The following is a 19,060-nucleotide window of genomic DNA, read 5'->3' as shown; positions in this document are numbered from 1 at the left end:
GCTGCATACCTGCACACTTACCGCCGCAAAATCACCAGCCAACGGCCCAAATTCATGACGCTGGCGAGCGAGGCGGCTACGTAGGTAAAGGCGCAGGCGGTGAGTACATGCCGGGCACCGGGCATATCATAGGGTGGCACATACTCTTTTAGCAGCGGCAGTGCGCGATTAAAGCTGGCATCAAACTCTACCGGTAGGGTCACCAAATGCACCAACGCCGCCGTGCCAAAGCTGATAATCGCCATGGCAATCACGATCGCCAGGCCACCCGGCAAACGGGTCAATAGAAAAAGAAAAGGCGCGGCCATCATCAATAGAGCGCCGAGTTTTTCGGCTTTTTGAGCGACGCCGACTAACCGGCTGCGCGCCAGCAGTGGCGCGTAGCCCTGATGATGCTGAATAGCGTGACCGACCTCATGAGCGGCCACGGTGACGGCAGTTAGCGAACGGCCATCATAGTTGTCCGGGGAGAGCCTCACGCAACGTGTTTCGGGGTCGTAATGATCGCCAAACTCGGTGCGCTCTACGCTTGCGCCCTCAATGCCCAACCGACGCAGCAAATGATCGGCCAACTCGGCCCCTGTACCGGGGTAGTCGTCACGACCGCGGGTGTGGCGTTTGAGTACCCATTTGGCCCACACATTGGGGAGCACAAAAACCGCCAGCGCAAAAATGATCAGCAGAACAACCATGGCAGCCCCTGTTGATAAGCAAACGTAGGTAAATAGCCACACGCAACTATTTACTCATAGCCCGAAGGGCTGTTTTACCATGGGGACTGACTTGGCAACAGCGTTATACAGGTATGAGTTAGGTAGGATGGTTGCGGTGCTCTTCTACGTCGCGCTGAACCGCCTGCAAGCCGTGAGCAGAGATATCGCCCTGGGCGTGGGCGTGTTCGGCAATCAGCACGCTATCAGCGGCTAACACCAACTCACATTGGGTACCTACTAACTCATCGCGCAGGCGCTGAATCGCCTGCTCGCGCTTGGGATTTTTATCCACCCGACGTATATAGATAGCTTTAATACGGTTTGGGTAGGCCTTGACGATCTCGATATACACTTCTGGATCGTGCTGACCGCTGTCGCCAATCAGTATGCACGGCAGCTCGTTGTAGAGGGTCAACATGCGATCAATCAGATCGCGCTTATGCTCTTCGGCACGGCGCGGCCACGGGCGGCGCAAAGAGATGCCCCACTCGCGTAAAAAAATAATCGGCCCGACAGGAATGCGATTGATCTGAAAAAAGGTTTCGAGCATTTCATAAATGGCCCAGGGCCCCCGGGAGACATACAAAATAGGCCGTTCGGCGCGTTCACTAACGCCACGATGCAGCGCCTGATAAAGCGATGCTACACCGGGAAAAGCGGTGCGGCGGTGGGGTTTTTTAACAAATAGGCGATACAGCATTTTGAGCTTTTCCGCCACGCCGGTAAACATCACGGTGTCATCGATATCACTGATCACCAGCAAATCGGCTTCGGGGGGCGGTATGTAAACCTCTACGTGAGTACGCACTGGCGTTTGATTGGGGCAATGCACCACAATATCGGCGCGGTGCCAGGAGACATCAATGGGTAGCGTGTGACTAATCGGCAAATGCACGTCGAAATAGCCATCGCGATCCGTCCCCACGCAGAGCTGATTTTCGCCGATATGAATTTCTACCTGTGCATCGGCCAACCCGCGGCGCAAAATTCGCCGCGCCACATCTGCCGTATCTCGCAACATGCCATGGCGTGGGATGGCTCGACCTAGCGCAGCTTGGCGAAACACCCGGCCCATGACAAATACTTCACGCTGGGAGCCATAGCCGCGGTAAGGGTGCACCACCATGCCACCGCGGCTACTGTCTCCTTTAATGGGTTTGGCGATGACGTGGACAAGCCTTTTTACAAAGCTTGCCCACTGACGAATTAGCGCCATCAAGCGTGCTGGCCGGAGTGACGTCCTTCCTGCAGCTCTTCAAGTAACTTGGCATTAAAGGCATCCAAGTCTTTCGGCGTACGGCTAGTCACGAGTCCGCTATCCACAACAACCGGCTCGTCGACCCATTCAACGCCGGCATTGCGTAAATCTTGTGCAACGCTTGGCACGGAGGTCATGCGACGGCCTTCAACCACACCCGCGTTAATTAAAATCCAGGGGGCATGGCAAATAGCCGCGACAGGCTTGCCTGTCTTGAAAAACGCCTTTACGAAGTTCAGGGCATCGTCGTTAATGCGCAATGCATCGGGATTGAATAAGCCACCTGGAAGTACCAGTGCGTGGTAATCAGACTCACTGGCATCAGCAAGGGCTTTATCAGCTTCATAAGTGTCGCCCCAGTCGGTTTCCGCCCAAGCGCGAATTCCTTTGCCTTCCGGGGTCACTACGTGAACCTCAACCCCCTCTTTTTGCAGAGCAGCGCGCGGCACACTCAGTTCAGACTCTTCAAAACCATCGGCGGCTAAAATCGCCACGCGTTTACCGTTTAATGCTTGTTTCATCATGCTCTCCTTTTCGTGATGATTTGCGTTAGTAACGCTCCACCATTGTGGCGCATACAGTAACAGCGTCAAGCTAACCTGCTAACGATTTAAGCGAGCGCCCTAAGCGTTATAGACAATTTTTCCGGCCTCTCCGATATCATAGCCACCTAGCATGGCGGCCCGCTCGGCAAAGCGCGCTTGATGCGTGAAAGCCAACAACCGCTGCAGGGCGGGTTCGAAATAGCTGCGCCGCTGCATAATTAAATCAAACGGCTCCTCGCACAGCGGAATGAAGCCCAACTGTTGGCGATGGGCGGCGGCTTCAACGCCCAGACCCACATCGGCCTCGCCCTGACTGATGCTGAGCGCCAAATCATCTTCACTTAAGGATGCGTGCGGCGCCCAGTTAAGCGCCGAGCTCTCTATCCCCGCTTGCTGTAGCAAACAGCTCAGCAGCCTTGCAGCCCCCGCATCCGGCTGGCGGTGCGCCACGCGAACATCGGGCCGCTTTAAATCGCTCAGCCCGGTGATTTTCAGCGGGTTATCAACGGGTAAGAGCAGCCCCTGGCGACGTTTGGCCCAGTGCACTATCAACAGGTCACGCATGCCGCTTAAACCGAGCAGGCTGGGCTCGTTGTAGCGTTGGGATGAAGCATCTAGGAGGTGAATACCCGCCAGCATCGCCTTGCCATCAATCAAGCGCCGTACACCATCGCCACTGCCCTGGCAGAGCATCGCCAAGTCAGAGCCACTCTCTCGAATCGACCACTCCAGCAGCGGATCCTGGCTCCCCGCGACGACCAGTGGTACCGATAAACGCTGCGCCTGATCGCCCTCCAAATGGCTCAGCACCCATAAATCAATCTGTTGACGGGGAAACAGCAGCTTTCCCGTTACCCGACTACAGGGGATCTGGCCTTGGCGCACCAGGTCGTAGACTTTGCGCTCTTTTAAGCGCAAATAGTCAGCGACTTCTGCGGTGGTCAGGTAAGCATATTGTTCAGCCATCGCAATGAGCCCCTCCGCTGGGTATAAGCAATAAACAATTTACTGCATAAGACTGCACCAATTTCAGCCTCAAGTGCATTAAGTCACTTTTCAGTACATCATGCCCAATATCACATAATAATGACGCCGATGCTCAATGCTAACCAGTGACAATCCCTTTAGTACCGCCCTCGCCCTAATCCTGAGTATGGATAGCGCGTTAATTTCCATCGTGGCGCTATCGCTGCAGGTATCGCTAATGGCGGTGATGATTGCCAGCCTGATAGCCCTCCCCTTAGGCGCGGCTCTGGCGCTATGGCGCTTTCCCGGGCGTAACATCGTCATTGTTGCCCTTAATGCCTTAATGGGCTTACCGCCTGTCGTCGCCGGGCTTTGCGTGTATCTACTGCTTTCACGTGCGGGTCCACTGGGCGAATGGGGGCTGCTATTTACGCCGACGGCGATGGTGATCGCCCAGGTCATTCTGGTACTCCCGATTATTGCCGCCCTCACCCGCCAGCAAGTTGAAGCGCTTCACGGTGAGTATGCTGAACAGTTGAACTCACTGGGGCTAACGCGCCTTCGCATGATCCCCACCCTACTGTGGGATGCGCGCTTTGGGCTCCTCACGGTAATTCTTGCCGGTTTTGGCCGTGCCAGCGCCGAGGTTGGCGCGGTGATGATTGTCGGCGGCAATATCGATGGTGTTACCCGCGTCATGACCACCAGCATTGTGCTGGAAACCAGCAAGGGCAACCTTCCTATAGCACTAGGGTTGGGGATTATTCTACTTGTCCTGGTCACCATGATTAACGCTATCGCCCATATAATCGGCGAAACATCGAAGAGGCGGCTGGGATGAATGCACACCACACGCCTCCCGTCGCCACTCTTGAGTTAGACAACGTGGGCTTTATCCATCGCGGCCATACGCTGCTTAAGCCCACCTCACTGCGTCTGGCGAACTGCCAGCGAACGCTAATTATGGGCCCCAACGGCGCGGGCAAAAGCCTGCTTATGCGCCTGGCCCACGGCCTATTAACGCCTACCAGCGGCACGGTTCGTTGGCAAGGTGCTCCGCCCGCACAAGCCATGGTTTTCCAGCGCCCTGTGCTGCTGCGCCGCTCGGCGCTGGATAATCTGACCTATGTGTTAGCCATCAACAAAGCGTCGCGATCAGGACCTATAACATTAACCCGGAAAGCGCAGGCCATGAGTGCCCTTGAGAAGTTCGGCCTGGCGCATCTCGCCAAACGGCCAGCACGGGTGCTTTCTGGCGGCGAACAGCAGCGTTTAGCACTGGCGCGGGCTTGGCTACTCAATCCCCAGGTGCTGTTTTTAGATGAACCCACTTCGGCACTCGACCCCGCCGCCATTAAGGCCGTTGAAGATGCGGTGCTTGAGTTTCATCACAGCGGCACGCGCATTGTGATGACCACCCATGACTTGCACCAAGCACGCCGCTTAGCCAATGACGTGCTGTTTTTGCATAACGGCGAATTACTTGAACACACCTCCGCCAGCGACTTTTTTACCGCCCCCACCTCTCGTGAGGCAGGCGCGTTTATTCGCGGTGAGCTGGTTTGGTAGTCCCAAAGTGGGCGAACCCTGGGTATGAAGAAAAAGTACTGAAGTAAAAGCACTGAAGAAAAATGATTAATGCCAAACGATCAAGGAGCAATCACATGAATAAGACCACCGCATGGTTAACCGCAGGCGCGCTAGGGCTGACCTGGAGCGGCACACTGCTGGCAGCGGATGACTACATTACCCTGGCATCGACCACTTCTACCGAAAACTCAGGCCTGTTTGACGCTATTATTCCTACCTTCACTGAAGCAACTGGGATTGATGTACGCGTAGTGGCCGTAGGCACCGGCCAGGCGTTCGAAATTGGCCGCCGTGGCGATGCCGATAGCCTGCTGGTTCACGACACCGCTGGCGAAGAGCAGTTTGTGGCCAATGGCTTCGCCACCGAGCGCCTTAATGTGATGTACAACGATTTTGTGATCGTTGGCCCCAGCGATGATCCTGCTGGCATCAGCGACAGTGAATCAGTAACCGATGCCATGCAACGCATAGCCGAGAGCGAGTCGCCCTTTGCTTCACGGGGCGACGATAGCGGCACCAACCGCGCTGAGCTGCGCTTGTGGGAAGATGCGGGCATCACGCCCCAAGGCGAGTGGTACCGCGAACTGGGCAGCGGTATGGGCCCCACGCTGAATACCGCCGCGGGCATGGATGCCTATACGTTTACCGACCACGCCACCTGGGTCGCCTTTAACAACCCGCAAGATTTAACCCTGCTGTTTGAAGGCGATCAAGCGCTATTTAATCAGTACGGCAGCCTACTGCTCTCAACCGAGCGCTTCCCGCACCTAAAGCACGATCTCGCCGCCCAGTGGCACGAATGGCTGGTGTCTGAACAGGGACAGCAATCGATTGCGGATTATGAAGTGGATGGCCAGCAGCTGTTTTTCCCTAACGCTGAGTAATCTTGCAAGCCCCCAAAATAGTAACGGCACGCCTTGAAGGCGTGCCGTTTTGCTTTAAGCGATTATATTTAGCGGTTAAACAAGCCGCTGATATCTTTCGCTTCCCAGTGGGGAAAATGCTTACGCACCAGGGCATTCAGGTCACGCTCAAACGCCGCCCAATCAGTGGTGTTTGAAGCAGTGCCTGGGGCGCTTGCGGTGCCGCGAATCATACCCGCGCCTACGGTCACATTGGTCAGCCGATCAATAATGATAAAGCTACCGGTGCCCGGGCTGGTGCGGTAGTCATCCACAGGAATCGCAGCAGTCAGCTCCACGTCGCAGCGGGCAATGGCATTTAAGCCCAGCGAATGCGTGGCATGCTTCTCCAAGGTATTGACGTCGATTTGGTAATCTATCGCGCTTACCTGGCCGGAAAGATCGCGGGTCGCCAGCTTGAAATCATATAGCTTACCCGGGGTTAACGCCTCTTCCTGCATCCAGACAATATCGGCTTTAAAGGTGTTGGAGAGCGGCAACTCGCTATCCGCCGCCACCAGCCAATCGCCACGGGAGATATCGATCTCGTCTTCCAAGGTCACCGTGATCGCCTGACCAGGATACGCCGCGTCAAGGTCACCATCATAAGTAACGACCCGTGCAACCCGCGACGTTTTACCCGATGGCAGCACTTTAACGGCTTGCCCTGGGCGCAACACACCTGCGGCTAAGGTGCCGCAATAACCACGAAAATCAAGGTTCGGGCGGTTGACGTACTGCACCGGCAAGCGCAGATCGCTGAGGTTTTGATCGCGGGTGATCTCGACACTTTCCAATAACTCGATCAGCGTTTTACCCTGGTAACCATCGGTAAAGTACCAGGGCGTTTGCTCGCTGCGATTCACCACGTTGTCGCCATTCAGCGCCGACATTGGCACGAAGCGAATGTCCGGTGCTTGGAGATTAGAGGCAAAAGCGCGGTACTCATCGACTATCTCATTAAAACGCTGCTCGGAGAAGTCCACCAGGTCCATCTTGTTGACTGCAATCAACAAGTGCTGAATCCCCAGCAAATCGGCAATAAAACTGTGGCGGCGCGTTTGCGTCTGCACGCCGTAGCGAGCATCGATCAGGATAATCGCCAAACTGGCCGTTGAAGCGCCAGTGGCCATATTGCGGGTGTACTGCTCGTGCCCCGGCGTATCGGCAATAATAAACTTGCGCTTATCAGTAGAGAAAAAGCGGTACGCCACATCGATGGTAATGCCCTGCTCACGCTCCGACTGCAGGCCATCCACCAATAGCGCCAAATCAACCGTATCACCGGTAGTTCCGCTGGTTTTAGAGGCCTGGGTGATCGCCGCCAGCTGATCTTCAAAAATCATTTTCGAGTCGTGGAGCATGCGACCAATCAGCGTCGACTTACCGTCGTCGACGCTACCGCAGGTAATAAAGCGCAGCAGATCCTTGTTCTCGTGCTCGTGCAGGTACTCTTCGATATTATCGGCGATTAAGTTGGATTGATGAGACATTTTAGAAGTACCCCTCGCGCTTTTTCTTCTCCATCGAACCCACCTGATCGCGGTCAATGGCACGGCCACTGCGCTCACTGGTTCGGGTCAGCAGCATCTCTTGAATAATTTCCGGCAGCGTCGCAGCTTCGGATTCCACAGCGCCGGTTAAGGGGTAGCAGCCCAGCGTTCTAAACCGCACCGATTTCTCTTCCGGCACTTCGCCAGGCGCTAACGGCATGCGATCGTCATCCACCATAATTTGCATACCATCGCGCTCGACCACCGGGCGCTTGGCCGAGTAGTAGAGCGGTACGATAGGGATCGACTCTAAGTAGATATACTGCCAGATATCCAGCTCGGTCCAGTTGGAGAGCGGAAACACGCGGATCGATTCGCCTTTATTGACCTTGGCGTTATACACGTTCCACAGTTCAGGGCGCTGATTCTTGGGATCCCAGCGGTGATACTTATCGCGGAATGAGTAGACGCGCTCTTTGGCCCGGGACGCCTCCTCATCACGGCGGGCGCCACCGAAGGCCGCATCAAAACCATGTTTATCCAGCGCCTGCTTGAGCGCTTGGGTTTTCATGATATCGGTGTATTTGGCACTACCGTGATCGAAGGGATTGATATTGGCTGCCCGCCCCTCTTCATTGGTATGCACGATCAGCTCCATCCCCGCCTCTGCCGCCATGCGGTTGCGGAACTCGATCATCTCGCGAAATTTCCACGTGGTGTCCACATGCATCAGCGGGAATGGCGGCGTACCGGGGTAAAAGGCTTTACGCGCCAGATGCAGCATGACCGAAGAGTCTTTACCAATGGAGTACATCATCACCGGGTTGGAGAACTCCGCGGCGACTTCACGAATAATATGAATAGACTCGGCTTCTAATTGCTTGAGATGGGTCAAACGCGCAGCATCAGGGGCAATAGAAGCCTCCTGCCGTGGCGCGGAAGAGCGTGTCGTTGGAGACCGCTCCTTCGAAGAAATAGTAGACAATTGGGTCATGGCCCCGTACCTCACAAGAACAAGCTCGTCACTTAAGCTAGAGAATATTGTATGTTCGAATGGAGGTAGGGTAACGCCGAGTTGATAATAACCCAAAAGAATTAATAACTATCTTTTTATTCCTAAATCACCTATCCAAGAATGACAAAGCAATAATCTTCTAGTCTATACGCTCAATCCAACTCTGCCACTCGCCTCGCAGGGCATCACTCCCGGTCAAATCAACAATGCGATAGCCAGGCCGAGAGGCTTCATCAATGGCGAACTGTTCGGCGCCGGGTAGAAACTGATCCGCCATCGCCGGGCAGCCATACACATCAATCGTGGTTTCGCCTAAGCCTTCACCTGTACCTTCGCTCAAAACATGCTGCTCGGCGTAGGCTTGATGCGCGTGACCAAACACGATGATTTTGACCTGTGGGTGCCTGCTTAGCAGCTGCCAAAACGCTTCGCGATCTTGCAAACCAATGGCATCCATCCACACCGCGCCTACATCAACCGGCGGGTGGTGCATGGCAATCAGCGTAGGGCGATCGTCCTTCTCTAGCTGCTCAGCGAGTCTAGCTAGCCGCTCGCTTCCCAACTCCCCAAAAGGCTTGCCTTCTACTTGGGTATTAAGCAGCACTATACGCCACGCATCCATGTCCACTTCATCGACCAACGGGCGCTCAGCAGCCATAAATTCGGGCTGATCGTGGTTACCCGGCAGCCAGTACCAAGGGCAAGGCAATTGCTCCATCGCTTGAGCTGCTAAGGCATAGGAAGCGGCCGATTCATCCTGACTGATATCACCGGTAAACAGCACAATATCGGGCTTGGCGGCGACAACGGCACTTAATACCTGCTGAAACTGACGCCAAGGGATGCCCACTCGGGAGCGCGCTTGGGTATCTGCATAGAGATGAGCGTCGGTAATCTGCACCACCCGCATTAGGGCATCTCCGGTACATCAGCGGTATGGCCGTGGGCAAGACCGTGAGCCAGCCACTCGCCTAGGAAACGGTTGAGCTGCAGCTTCTCATCGGGCTGATGCATGCGGGCATTGGGATAGCGGTAGCGGCCACTAAAGTGTCGCTCGCGCTGAAAATCAGTCACTTCCGCCATACGGACATCGTGATAGAGGTGCACCCGCATACGCGGCCCTTCCAGGACAGCATCTAGCGGGCCAGTCTGAGAAACATCCACCATAGTGGTGTAAGGCGCCTGCTGTTGAATATAGAGATGCAAATCGCCGAAATACTGTTTATCACCGCACAGGGCAATATCACGGCGCTGGCCGGTCTCCATATCGCCCACCAGGCGCACCAAACGTAAATAGTTGGCGCTGCACTCCCCTTGGAGCGATTTTAAATCGGTGACATAGGCCGTTCTCGCCATGTTCACTCCTTATCTGTTTCGCTTTGCGTCGTTTCGCTTTTCGTTACCGCGCGCTGAGAGGCGGCACGCAGTGACGCTCGCTGGTTATTCAGCCAATGTAGACCAATCAAACACATGGCGTTGTCGAGTCGTCCTTGCGTTAAGAGTTCCCAGGCATGTGGAAAAGACACCACGTGAACGCGAATGTCCTCGTGCTCTTCATCTAAGCCATAAATCCCGCCTAAGCCTTGGGTATCTACCAAACCACAAAACAGTGTCACTTGCTCGTTGCAGGCGCCAGGACTGGGATAATAAGTGTGAAGTTTGGTCAGTTGGGCCACTTTACAACCGGCCTCTTCCCACGCCTCGCGACGCGCCACGTCTTCCAGCGATTCGTCTTTTTCTGCCAAACCGGCGACGATTTCCAACTTCCAGGGCGATATGGCGTCATCAATAGCGCCAGCGCGAAACTGCTCAATAAGCACCAGTGAGTCGCGTTCAGGGTCGTATAGCAGCACGCCCACCGCATCAAAGCGATTATGCACTTCACGCCGCATAGGTTCGCTCCAACCGCCTTCAAATAGCCGGTGGCGAAGCTCTAACGCTTCCAAACGGAAAACCCCCTGGTGCAGCGTCTCACGCTTGTGCAACTCAACATCGTCGCGCTGTAACGGCGGAACGCTAAGCGATGGGGCAGTGGGACTCGTCGACATGCGGCACTCCCGGTGGTGATAATCGCTCTATTATCAATGCTTGCCACCGGGAATGCCAATTAAGCGAGAGGATTAAAGCTGATTAAGCAACGCCTCGGCATCGCGGCGCAGCGCCTCATCAGAGAGTTGTCGGTTATCGCGGGCGGTACCGTTAACCGCCCGCTGGGCGTGCTCGCGGGCGGCCTGCTCGTTGCCCTCTTCTTGCAAAAAGGCGGCATAATAGTAGTTCACATCAATACCGTCCGGACGTATTTCCAGAGCACGCTGGAACATGCGTTCAGCGGTATCGCTATTGCCAAAACCAAGCGGACGGCCTGGCACACGATCATAGAGCGCTCCTAGCGTGACGTAAGCCGAGCCATTCAGCCCCTGGGGGTCGATTTCAATCGCCTTTTCCAGCGCCTCGCGTGCATCACCAGCGGTGCCTAATGCGCCTAAGCCACCGCGCTCACGGGCATAGGAGGCCAGCACAATCCCCTCCCAGACCAATACATCAGCTTCGTCACTATACTGCTCGGCTAACTGCTCCGCTTCACCTGCCAACGCCTTTAACGTGCTTTCCCGCTCGTTGTCGGGTAACTCCGTCACCGTATGCTCCCACCTATTTTTTAGCGAGAAGAGCTCAGCTTCAAACGCAGACGCGGTTAACGGAGACAGCATCAACGCGCTGCCAATGGCGGCGGCGATTAATGAGCGTGGTAAAGAATTAAGTGAAAAAGAGAGACTTCGCATAGTTACTCCTAAATTATTGTTGTCTGGCTTATACCCACCCATGGTGGGCCTCTCCCACAATATAGCAAAAAATCTAACAAACGTTTGAATGATTCACCGATGGCATGCTGCTTGGTTGCTTCGCGCAATTAACGTAAAGTAGATAGCTCGAAACACAATGGGGAATAGGTAATGAAAGGCCGCAACATGACCCGCTGGCGCGATCCAGCCAAAGATCCGCGTCAAGCCCCAAAGAGCAACCTGATCACCCCGGAAGGGGCAGCCCGCTTGCGCGCTATTTTGGATCATCTTTCAAGGGTTAAACGTCCGGCTATTTCAGCGAAGGTCGGCGAAGCGGCCGCCCAGGGTGACCGCAGTGAAAATGCCGATTACACCTATAATAAAAAAGAGCTCAACCGCGTTATTGCCCGGATCACCTATCTGACAAAACGCTTGGACGAATTGCAAATCGTCGATCGCCTACCCGCTGACACCAGTAAGGTGTTTTTCGGCGCTTATGTAAGCCTGGAAGATGAAAACGGCGAGCAGGTTCATCTTAGGATTGTGGGCCACGACGAAATCGACACCAAAAAACGCTGGATCAGTATTGATGCGCCCATGGCCAAAGCATTGCTCGGCAAACAGGTGGGTGATGAGGCAAAAGTGCTGACACCTAACGGTGATACGTTTTATACCATCACCGTCATCGATTACACCGCCTAGCTGCTATTCCTCTAGTACTTAGTCTTGTAAGGCATAGTCTACCGTGGTGACAACGCGGACACGCTTGGTTTGCGGCGTGTAGCTATCCAAGTCTTCGATGGAAAAGTAGCCTTGCGTTGCTTGGCGAATTTGGCCCACTTGACTACCGGAGTCTTCGGCGAACTGCTGTGCGGCGTTGCGCGCATCAGCAGTGGCTGCCGCGATCATTTCGGGCTTGATCGCATCAAGGCCGGTAAACAGAAACTCTGTACGGTACTCATAGCTGGGAGAGAGCAGTACGCCCTCTCGCACCAATGACGTTGCGCTAGGGATCGCCTCAATTACACCCTCAACATTCGGGGAGCGCAGGAGCAATGTCGCTTCGGCACGGTAGCGTTCATCCGGGCGCTGACCGCCGTACTGGTTGCTAAATTGATCGGTAATTCGTGGCGGTGTCGAGCTAACATGCTCTGGGGCAAAGCCCTGGGCCTCCAGAAAATCGCGAATCGCCTGCTCATCGTTGGACAGCTGCTGCTCAAGGTCGCCCAAGCTATTGGCGCTGACACTGTAGTTGAACGGCCACAGCACCAAATCAGCAGGCACTTCTCGCTCAGCTAAACCACGCACCGTGACGCTACGTGACGACTGCTGCCATACTTCCGCAGCGCCCTTGATATAGCTACCGCTCCATACCAGCCCCAGCGCCAGCAGCCCGCCCAGCAAAACGGCACTTCCCAATACCGCCGTATTTCGAATATTTCCCGCCATTGCCGTCACTCCCACTCACTACCGTTAAATTAATGATTACTTATTTGCATCATAGCCCTTAACGATAGCCTTTAAAGGTAAATTCGTCGGCGGCTAAATGTGGCAAGTTTGAGGAAAGTACCTATGGGTAAGCTCTAGCGCCCTGACTTGATCGCGCCATAGACCTTGAAGCGGCGATTATTCGCCAGGGTCTGAAAATCCTGAAACGCCCGCTGCAAGTGGTCTGGATAGGGCAAAAAGCCATTGGCTACCAGGATTAATCGTCCACCCACATTGAGATGTTCTGGCGCCGCACTGATCAAACGCTGGCTGGGGCCATAGCTGATGTCGCGCTCTTTATGAAAAGGCGGGTTGCTAACGATCCAGTCAAACTGCTCGCCTTCAAGAGCGCTGAACACATCACTGCAGAGCACCCGTCCCTCTAGCCCATTTGCCGCCAAGGTGCGCTTGCACGCCGCTACCGCAAAGGCACTGACGTCTACAGCGGTTACATGGTGGCCACGCTGGGCCAGCCAGGCGCTAATAATGCCGTCGCCGCAGCCCATATCCAGCACCTTAAGCGGTTTTTTCGGCAAACTACTTTCCAAGCCCTCCAACAGTAACAGCGTGCCGTCATCTACTTTGCCGTGGCCAAATACGCCCGGGTGGCTGAGTAATGTTAAACCTAGCGTCTCAAACGTTTGCCAAGCGCTGTCGCTGGGTGACGCCAACGCAACGGTACGTGTAGCGAATAAAGAGCAGCGCCGGGCGTTGTCGCGCTTATCCCATGGCATACCCAGCTCTTCCAACATTTTGGGAACGCGTTTGATGCCACCTTGATGTTCACCGACAATTTCAATGGGTGTCCCTTCAGGTAGCTGTTCACATAGCCACTTGAGCCACCAAATTCCCAGTTGGTGGGCCTTCGGCCAAAACAGCACAATCTCTTTGCTTAAGGACTCCCCCACAGGCAAGTCAAAAGGCGTAAGGGCCTGCTTGCCTTTCGCCTGCCACTCACGCAGTGCGTCTAAGTCACCACTGACCACGCCCGTCGATTGATCGATAAGCCAGCTATCAGTGGGTGGGGCAATGGCCCACAGCGCTGTATAGGTATCATTTTGACGCTCTAACAGCTGGCATGCGGGTGCTTGGGCACTCATTCAGCGAACTCCGGTTTAGTTAATGTGTAAAGTAGGTAGCGGCCCAGGCGCCAGTGGGGGTCTTGGCGACAGTACTGCTTTTCCAGCGCCAGCAGCGTGGCATTTTCTGCTGGCGTGGCGGGTGGTTGGCGTAAGTAATCTTGAAAGATGCGGATACCGGCAACGGCGTCTATTCGCAAGCCGCTCTCTGCGCTCCACTGCTCAATCTCCGCGTGGCTAACGGGCGAAATAGGTGTCAATCGTTGGCGCTTGCCCTTCCCCGCCAAGCGATCGTTCAAGGCCTTCTCCAGGTTGCCTTTGACCGCATTCGAAAAGCGCAGCGCATCACGGTTAAACACCATCAAGCTAAGCTGGCCGCCAGGGGCCAATAAATCGCTCAAGGTAGTCAGTGCCGCTTGCGGGTCACCCAGCCACTCCAACACTGCATGGCAAGTAATCAGAGGCCATGGGCCTGGGGCATGCTCCGTTAAACTTTGCAGCGGCGCCTGTAGATAAGTAATGGTCTCTTCCGGCAACGCTTTGGCATCCCGGTGCCAGTTTTTTGCATAGCTCAACATATCCGCTGAGGGCTCAGCCATCGTAACGCTATGCCCTCGCTCCGCAAACCATGCCGCCTGCTGGCCCAGGCCGCCGCCCACATCCAGTACGTTTTGGCCCTCCAAATGCAATATGTCAGGTAGTAGGTAGTCGAGCATGGCTAGGCGCAGTTCACCCCGGGGCGCCTGGTAGAGCGAGCGCGAGAACTTCTCGGCTAGGCCATCGAAATAGCGATCGCCCGCCTGGGTTAATTGATAGTTTTTCACTTCGTGATTGACTAATTTATCGTTGGGGTGCATGCATAAGACCAAGCGTCACATCAAAGCGGCGTAGTTTACCCTGCTTGCGCGCGGAACGCCTGCTGGAGTAAGCAGTGTTGCCAATCATCGTGCTGTTCCATGGCAGCAGCGAGCTGAAACAGTTGCTTGTCCTCTCACTAGTGTCAGGATAAGTGTCGCAAGAGCATACTTAAAAGCGCAGGCTTTCGATGTCATCCAGGTTGATGTCATTTAGGCTCATGCCAAGAACAAAAAAGCCTATCAAAAAACAACTAATGATAAATAAAATTTATTGATATAGGTTTGCAAATGCTTTCGGAATGCTAGCTAATAAACTAATCAGTTATTGGTAGATATTTCCGATAGGTACTTATCAAACATAGACAAATAAAATCACCTAACCTTACAAAAACAATACAAAAGGTGGAATTGACATGCTTATCGACACAACCATTCAAAATACTACCAGCCAAATAATGAAATCGTTGTTCGATAAAGACCACACCATTACGATTTTTTCTAAGGAAGCTGCGCAATCCATAGCGGCGACAGCTATTAAAGTTGAGCCCGATAATAGAAAAATTACGTTAGAGATAAAGTACGCGGGTCTTTCGCTGTCTCCTTACCTAAATAACGACACCATATCGTTTGATATAGAGGCTTCGCGGCATGGGCATGATGCTGAAGAAATTTATAATATCGAGCACGTTCCTGCTCATATTATTCAAATAGACACCCACACTTACCACCTAACGTGCCAATTACCCAACTCCATTTTTTCCTCTGATAACCGTGGTGCATTAAGAGTCCCTTTTGTTCTTGGCATGCACGCCCGCGTTTACCTGGAAGTGTTTGCCCATGAGCTCAATATAGAGGGGAAAATACGTAACCTTTCAGTGGGTGGCTGTATGGTGGATGTGCGCCTACAAGACAGCATTGCGCTTTCTGTCGATCAGATACTTCCAGGCGTAACGCTAAAATTTCCAAATGGAGAGGCATTTAGTACCCAAGGCCGCATACGTCATATGCGCCCTTTTGGCAATCATGGTCATGCCGCCGTTGGCATAGAGTTCATTGATATGAGCCCCGCCGCAACGGAAACGCTGTTCCATTACGTTGCTGAAGCTGAATTTGAGGCCGCTTTACGCTCGGGTACTCAACATAACGCGCGGGCAAGATCAAAACTGTTTATAGCCGATGCGAAAGAGAAAAAAATGCAGCGTCAAGAAGAGCATGACCAGCTAGTAAGTGCGCAACATACCCCCTTACTGCGAGGCGTCCTCGAAATAGCCCAGCAGCTCCAAATCATGTTGATGTTTATGAAAAATAAACATTTATTACCAGCAGAAATTTTATATGAGTGCGTGGATAGCATCCTGTATATGGTCAACCATGACCGCAAAGCCCTACAGTATGCCCTGACGTATTTGCACGATGAGCCGGAGTGGGTACGCCACGCCATCCAAGTGGGTAGCCAGCTCGCCATGATGCTGATTAGCCGCGACCCCTACGCCTACAAAACGCGGGAAGCAGTAGCGGGCGCCTTGCTTCATACCATGGGCAAACCACTGCTCATTAGTGAGCAGTTGCCCTCACTGAAAATACAAATGTCACCGCCACACGCGGAGATACTCAAGCAGCATGTACATGCCCTTAGCAAAAAACTGTCGGTTCTCGACTGGACACCTAGCCCAACGTGCAGCGACATTATCCTCAATGCAAACGAAAGGCTCGATGGCAGTGGCTACCCCACGGGAATGCAAGCAGAGGCGCTATCAGACGTTGTTCGTTTAATGAGTGTTATCAAAATAATCAACAAGCTGACACATGAACGCAATGGGCAACACCCACAGCAACCTCTGGATGCTTACCGGTGGGTTAATAGCCGTCCAGAGAAATATGAAAAGTCATTGTTGGTCGAGTATATCCAACACTTTGGCCTTTACCCTATCGGCAGCCTGGCTAAGTTTTCAAACGGTTTTCTAGCCTGGATCGTGGATGTAGATGCAAAGGGCATGCCTTGCAAGGTAGACGTTGTTAAAAATTTGGCTTTTAGGGATACGTCCATTGATACAGTGCTGTTCAGTAACGACTTTAACCAGATTGGTCGACTCGAAGGGACGGTCAACCCAAGCGATTATAATGTCAGCATGAAAAAGCATAATTAGGCTAAACCGCTCGCAAATACAACAACCCTCAAAAATCGTTGCTAAGTCATTTATGATTGCTCAGAATGGAACCGATACCATTACTTTAAGTGGTTTATGTCTTCTATCTCACGTCGCTCCACCATTGTTGAAGTAGCCCGTCTCGCTGGCGCCTCTAAAACCAGCGTTTCGCGCTATTTTGGCGAAGAGCGTGACCGGCTCTCGCCTTCACTTCAGGCGCGCATCGCCCATGCGGCAGGCACCCTTGGCTACCAGCCAAATCAAATGGCACGCGGCTTAAAAGGTGGTCGATCTAAATTGATCGGCATGCTGGTCGCCGATATCCGCAATCCATTTTCAGTGGCCATCACCCACGGTGTTGAGCAAGCGTGCCGCCAATACGGCTACTCGTTGGTCGTGTGTAATACCGACAATGACCCGGAACAGGAGCGCCAGCACTTAGACCTGCTTGGCGCCTATCAAGTGGAAGGTCTCGTGGTCAATGCGTCCGGCAACCCAGAACGCCAACTGCACACCTTTATTAGTCTGGGGACACCCATCGTGTTGCTAGACCGGGAAGTCGACCATGTAGAGGCGGAAGTGGTCGGGCTCGATAATCACCTAGCCATTGATATGGCGCTCAAATACTTAGCCGGTCAGGGCTACCAAGCCGTGCTGTATGTTAGCGAAGCGCCTGAACAATCAAGCACACGGCAAAGGCGTTTGTCCCGCTTTCACCAAGCTGCCGAGCAGCGAGGTCTGCATAACGCGACATTACTACTCGCCGCCCCAAATGGCACGGCAGCGCAGCAAACGCTAAGCGACTTTTTAGCCGCCCATCAACAGCACGCCTGCGCGGTTTTGTGTGGTAACGGCACCGCCACCCTAGCAGTGACCCGCCTGTTTCAGCAGTTGGGCTTACCGCTTGGCAAGGTAGGCTTGATGGGAATCGACGAGCTCGATTGGTGCGCCTTAGTCCCCCCCGGCATTACCACGCTTGCCCAGCCCACCGATGCGATCAGCAAATCGGCGGTTGAGTGCTTGATGCATCGCATTGCGCCGCATACATCGGCAATGCCGACCACGGTAAGTTTTGCCCCTAGCCTGATTGAACGAGGCTCCACCCAGCGCTAATTTTTAAGGCACCGCTAGAAAAGAGTCGCAAAAATGGTATCGTTCCCATTGAATGACAACAAACAGCACAAAGACAGCACAAAGAGAGTATCGACCATGCCCCACTCCATCTCTAGCCCACCCGAAATTCTCACCTTTGGCGAAGCCATGGCCATGTTTGTGGCGGATACGCCGGGCGACTTATCCAGCATTGAGCGTTTCCACCGACGCTTGGCCGGTGCCGATAACAATGTCGCTATCGGCCTCTCAAGGCTAGGTTTTCACGTCGGCTGGTTAAGCCGAGTGGGAACCGATAGCTTTGGAGGTTTTATCCAGGCGGCATTAACAGCGGAAGGTATCGATGACCGCTATATCCACGCCGATGCCCAGCACCCCACCGGGCTGCTTTTTAAAGAGCGCGCCCAAGACGGCGCCGACCCGCGAGTCGAGTATTTCAGACGTGGCAGTGCCGCCAGCCACCTTACTATTGACGACGCCCAGAGTGTCGACTTTCAGGCGCTGAACCACCTTCACGCGACGGGCATTACCCCGGCGTTATCTGAAAGCGCCTGCCAGCTGAGCCATCATTTGATGGAACAGGCCCGCGCCCATGGCGCCACTATTTCCTTTGACCCCAATTTGCGACCGTCACTCTGGCCTAGCGAGAGTGTTATGCGTTCGACCCTCAATGAACTTGCCTGCCGTGCTGACTGGGTTCTACCAGGGCTTTCCGAAGGCCAGCTGCTCACCGGGCAGAAGACACCTTACGACATAGCAGGCTACTATCTGGATCAAGGCGCCTCCGCGGTGATCATCAAGCTGGGGCCGGAGGGCAGCTATTATCGTGGCAATCTGGATGGGCAAGAGGAGAGTTTTACAGTCAGCGGTTGCCCTGTCGCTGAGGTGGTGGATACCGTGGGCGCAGGCGATGGCTTTGCCGTCGGAGTGATTAGCGCCCTGCTTGATGGCTGTACAGCACGTCAAGCCGCCCAGCGGGGAAATCTAATCGGCGCTCAGGCAATTCAAGTCATTGGTGATATGGAAGGCCTTCCTAATCGCAAGCGGTTACAAGCGCTTGAAGCAGAGCAACCCTCTGCCTAATTCGCTTCCGATGTTCTTAGTATATGGTTCTTAA

The 19,060-nt window shown here is 54.0% G+C and carries 20 protein-coding genes; 7 read left to right on the top strand and 13 right to left on the bottom strand.

What is annotated here, in order from left to right; genetic code table 11:
- Window positions 1-17: 17 nt before the first annotated feature.
- From ACT3UM_RS07345 to ACT3UM_RS07330, 4 genes are all read right to left on the bottom strand, one after another.
- Window positions 18-692, bottom strand: coding sequence for a zinc metallopeptidase (locus tag ACT3UM_RS07345; RefSeq protein ID WP_498897479.1), 675 nt, complete (start codon window positions 690-692; stop codon window positions 18-20).
- A 118-nt stretch (window positions 693-810) separates the two neighbouring features.
- Window positions 811-1,929, bottom strand: coding sequence for an App1 family protein phosphatidate phosphatase (locus ACT3UM_RS07340; protein WP_035578177.1), 1,119 nt, complete (start codon window positions 1,927-1,929; stop codon window positions 811-813).
- Window positions 1,929-2,492, bottom strand: coding sequence for a type 1 glutamine amidotransferase domain-containing protein (locus ACT3UM_RS07335; protein ID WP_035578175.1), 564 nt, complete (start codon window positions 2,490-2,492; stop codon window positions 1,929-1,931). Before ACT3UM_RS07335 ends, ACT3UM_RS07340 begins: the two co-directional genes overlap by 1 nt.
- A gap of 102 nt (window positions 2,493-2,594) precedes the next feature.
- The gene (locus tag ACT3UM_RS07330) at window positions 2,595-3,482 is read right to left on the bottom strand and encodes a substrate-binding domain-containing protein (protein WP_498897477.1); all 888 of its coding nucleotides are present in this window, start codon (window positions 3,480-3,482) and stop codon (window positions 2,595-2,597) included.
- Window positions 3,483-3,618: 136 nt separating this feature from the next.
- On the opposite strand from ACT3UM_RS07330, the gene ACT3UM_RS07325 reads away from it, so the two are divergent.
- From ACT3UM_RS07325 to ACT3UM_RS07315, 3 genes are all read left to right on the top strand, one after another.
- Window positions 3,619-4,323: an ABC transporter permease gene (locus ACT3UM_RS07325; protein ID WP_498897475.1), complete on the top strand. Its 705-nt coding sequence runs from the start codon at window positions 3,619-3,621 to the stop codon at window positions 4,321-4,323.
- Window positions 4,320-5,051: an ATP-binding cassette domain-containing protein gene (locus ACT3UM_RS07320; protein WP_498897473.1), complete on the top strand. Its 732-nt coding sequence runs from the start codon at window positions 4,320-4,322 to the stop codon at window positions 5,049-5,051. The genes ACT3UM_RS07325 and ACT3UM_RS07320 overlap by 4 nt, the downstream gene beginning before the upstream one ends.
- A gap of 95 nt (window positions 5,052-5,146) precedes the next feature.
- Window positions 5,147-5,956, top strand: a complete 810-nt coding sequence (locus ACT3UM_RS07315) for an ABC transporter substrate-binding protein (RefSeq protein ID WP_498897471.1) — start codon at window positions 5,147-5,149, stop codon at window positions 5,954-5,956.
- Window positions 5,957-6,024: 68 nt separating this feature from the next.
- On the opposite strand, the gene cysN is transcribed toward ACT3UM_RS07315, so the two are convergent.
- The 6 genes from cysN to ACT3UM_RS07285 all read right to left on the bottom strand — a co-directional run bounded on the left by cysN (window position 6,025) and on the right by ACT3UM_RS07285 (window position 11,262).
- Entirely contained in the window at window positions 6,025-7,467 is a 1,443-nt protein-coding gene (gene cysN, locus ACT3UM_RS07310; RefSeq protein WP_498897469.1) for a sulfate adenylyltransferase subunit CysN, read from the bottom strand.
- Window position 7,468: 1 nt separating this feature from the next.
- Window positions 7,469-8,461: a sulfate adenylyltransferase subunit CysD gene (gene cysD, locus ACT3UM_RS07305; protein WP_498897466.1), complete on the bottom strand. Its 993-nt coding sequence runs from the start codon at window positions 8,459-8,461 to the stop codon at window positions 7,469-7,471.
- 160 nt (window positions 8,462-8,621) lie between these two features.
- Window positions 8,622-9,392: a metallophosphoesterase gene (locus ACT3UM_RS07300; protein ID WP_498897464.1), complete on the bottom strand. Its 771-nt coding sequence runs from the start codon at window positions 9,390-9,392 to the stop codon at window positions 8,622-8,624.
- Window positions 9,392-9,838 (bottom strand): DUF1249 domain-containing protein, encoded by a 447-nt coding sequence (locus ACT3UM_RS07295; protein ID WP_498897462.1) that lies wholly within the window; start codon window positions 9,836-9,838, stop codon window positions 9,392-9,394. The genes ACT3UM_RS07300 and ACT3UM_RS07295 overlap by 1 nt, the downstream gene beginning before the upstream one ends.
- 2 nt (window positions 9,839-9,840) lie before the next feature.
- Window positions 9,841-10,530, bottom strand: coding sequence for an NUDIX domain-containing protein (locus ACT3UM_RS07290; RefSeq protein WP_498897460.1), 690 nt, complete (start codon window positions 10,528-10,530; stop codon window positions 9,841-9,843).
- 72 nt (window positions 10,531-10,602) lie between these two features.
- The gene (locus ACT3UM_RS07285; RefSeq protein ID WP_498897458.1) at window positions 10,603-11,262 is read right to left on the bottom strand and encodes a hypothetical protein; all 660 of its coding nucleotides are present in this window, start codon (window positions 11,260-11,262) and stop codon (window positions 10,603-10,605) included.
- A gap of 171 nt (window positions 11,263-11,433) precedes the next feature.
- On the opposite strand from ACT3UM_RS07285, the gene greB reads away from it, so the two are divergent.
- Window positions 11,434-11,964: a transcription elongation factor GreB gene (gene greB, locus ACT3UM_RS07280; protein ID WP_498897456.1), complete on the top strand. Its 531-nt coding sequence runs from the start codon at window positions 11,434-11,436 to the stop codon at window positions 11,962-11,964.
- A gap of 18 nt (window positions 11,965-11,982) precedes the next feature.
- On the opposite strand, the gene ACT3UM_RS07275 is transcribed toward greB, so the two are convergent.
- The 3 genes from ACT3UM_RS07275 to ACT3UM_RS07265 form a co-directional block, all read right to left on the bottom strand.
- Window positions 11,983-12,711 (bottom strand): SIMPL domain-containing protein, encoded by a 729-nt coding sequence (locus ACT3UM_RS07275; RefSeq protein WP_498897454.1) that lies wholly within the window; start codon window positions 12,709-12,711, stop codon window positions 11,983-11,985.
- A gap of 134 nt (window positions 12,712-12,845) precedes the next feature.
- Entirely contained in the window at window positions 12,846-13,850 is a 1,005-nt protein-coding gene (locus ACT3UM_RS07270; RefSeq protein WP_498897452.1) for a methyltransferase, read from the bottom strand.
- The gene (locus tag ACT3UM_RS07265) at window positions 13,847-14,686 is read right to left on the bottom strand and encodes a methyltransferase domain-containing protein (protein WP_498897451.1); all 840 of its coding nucleotides are present in this window, start codon (window positions 14,684-14,686) and stop codon (window positions 13,847-13,849) included. The genes ACT3UM_RS07270 and ACT3UM_RS07265 overlap by 4 nt, the downstream gene beginning before the upstream one ends.
- Before the next feature lie 413 nt (window positions 14,687-15,099).
- Between ACT3UM_RS07265 and ACT3UM_RS07260 the strand changes: the two genes are divergently transcribed.
- From ACT3UM_RS07260 to ACT3UM_RS07250, 3 genes are all read left to right on the top strand, one after another.
- Window positions 15,100-16,833: an HD domain-containing phosphohydrolase gene (locus tag ACT3UM_RS07260; RefSeq protein ID WP_498897449.1), complete on the top strand. Its 1,734-nt coding sequence runs from the start codon at window positions 15,100-15,102 to the stop codon at window positions 16,831-16,833.
- Between the two features lie 96 nt (window positions 16,834-16,929).
- Entirely contained in the window at window positions 16,930-17,946 is a 1,017-nt protein-coding gene (locus tag ACT3UM_RS07255) for a LacI family DNA-binding transcriptional regulator (protein WP_498897447.1), read from the top strand.
- A gap of 96 nt (window positions 17,947-18,042) precedes the next feature.
- Window positions 18,043-19,026, top strand: coding sequence for a sugar kinase (locus ACT3UM_RS07250; RefSeq protein WP_498897445.1), 984 nt, complete (start codon window positions 18,043-18,045; stop codon window positions 19,024-19,026).
- Window positions 19,027-19,060: the final 34 nt, after the last annotated feature.

The sequence above is a fragment of the Halomonas sp. AOP13-D3-9 genome (genome assembly GCF_052379125.1).
GTDB lineage: Bacteria > Pseudomonadota > Gammaproteobacteria > Pseudomonadales > Halomonadaceae > Vreelandella.
The sequence above is the reverse complement of the archived record's forward strand: the minus strand, read 5'-3'. Positions and strand labels throughout refer to the sequence as shown.

Coding starts and splice junctions, on each gene's coding strand:
- ACT3UM_RS07345 (WP_498897479.1), bottom strand. CDS start 692: ATGGTTGTTCTGCTGATCATTTTTGCGCTGGCGGTTTTTGTGCTCCCC.
- ACT3UM_RS07340 (WP_035578177.1), bottom strand. CDS start 1,929: ATGGCGCTAATTCGTCAGTGGGCAAGCTTTGTAAAAAGGCTTGTCCAC.
- ACT3UM_RS07335 (WP_035578175.1), bottom strand. CDS start 2,492: ATGAAACAAGCATTAAACGGTAAACGCGTGGCGATTTTAGCCGCCGAT.
- ACT3UM_RS07330 (WP_498897477.1), bottom strand. CDS start 3,482: ATGGCTGAACAATATGCTTACCTGACCACCGCAGAAGTCGCTGACTAT.
- ACT3UM_RS07325 (WP_498897475.1), top strand. CDS start 3,619: ATGCTAACCAGTGACAATCCCTTTAGTACCGCCCTCGCCCTAATCCTG.
- ACT3UM_RS07320 (WP_498897473.1), top strand. CDS start 4,320: ATGAATGCACACCACACGCCTCCCGTCGCCACTCTTGAGTTAGACAAC.
- ACT3UM_RS07315 (WP_498897471.1), top strand. CDS start 5,147: ATGAATAAGACCACCGCATGGTTAACCGCAGGCGCGCTAGGGCTGACC.
- cysN (WP_498897469.1), bottom strand. CDS start 7,467: ATGTCTCATCAATCCAACTTAATCGCCGATAATATCGAAGAGTACCTG.
- cysD (WP_498897466.1), bottom strand. CDS start 8,461: ATGACCCAATTGTCTACTATTTCTTCGAAGGAGCGGTCTCCAACGACA.
- ACT3UM_RS07300 (WP_498897464.1), bottom strand. CDS start 9,392: ATGCGGGTGGTGCAGATTACCGACGCTCATCTCTATGCAGATACCCAA.
- ACT3UM_RS07295 (WP_498897462.1), bottom strand. CDS start 9,838: ATGGCGAGAACGGCCTATGTCACCGATTTAAAATCGCTCCAAGGGGAG.
- ACT3UM_RS07290 (WP_498897460.1), bottom strand. CDS start 10,530: ATGTCGACGAGTCCCACTGCCCCATCGCTTAGCGTTCCGCCGTTACAG.
- ACT3UM_RS07285 (WP_498897458.1), bottom strand. CDS start 11,262: ATGCGAAGTCTCTCTTTTTCACTTAATTCTTTACCACGCTCATTAATC.
- greB (WP_498897456.1), top strand. CDS start 11,434: ATGAAAGGCCGCAACATGACCCGCTGGCGCGATCCAGCCAAAGATCCG.
- ACT3UM_RS07275 (WP_498897454.1), bottom strand. CDS start 12,711: ATGGCGGGAAATATTCGAAATACGGCGGTATTGGGAAGTGCCGTTTTG.
- ACT3UM_RS07270 (WP_498897452.1), bottom strand. CDS start 13,850: ATGAGTGCCCAAGCACCCGCATGCCAGCTGTTAGAGCGTCAAAATGAT.
- ACT3UM_RS07265 (WP_498897451.1), bottom strand. CDS start 14,686: ATGCACCCCAACGATAAATTAGTCAATCACGAAGTGAAAAACTATCAA.
- ACT3UM_RS07260 (WP_498897449.1), top strand. CDS start 15,100: ATGCTTATCGACACAACCATTCAAAATACTACCAGCCAAATAATGAAA.
- ACT3UM_RS07255 (WP_498897447.1), top strand. CDS start 16,930: ATGTCTTCTATCTCACGTCGCTCCACCATTGTTGAAGTAGCCCGTCTC.
- ACT3UM_RS07250 (WP_498897445.1), top strand. CDS start 18,043: ATGCCCCACTCCATCTCTAGCCCACCCGAAATTCTCACCTTTGGCGAA.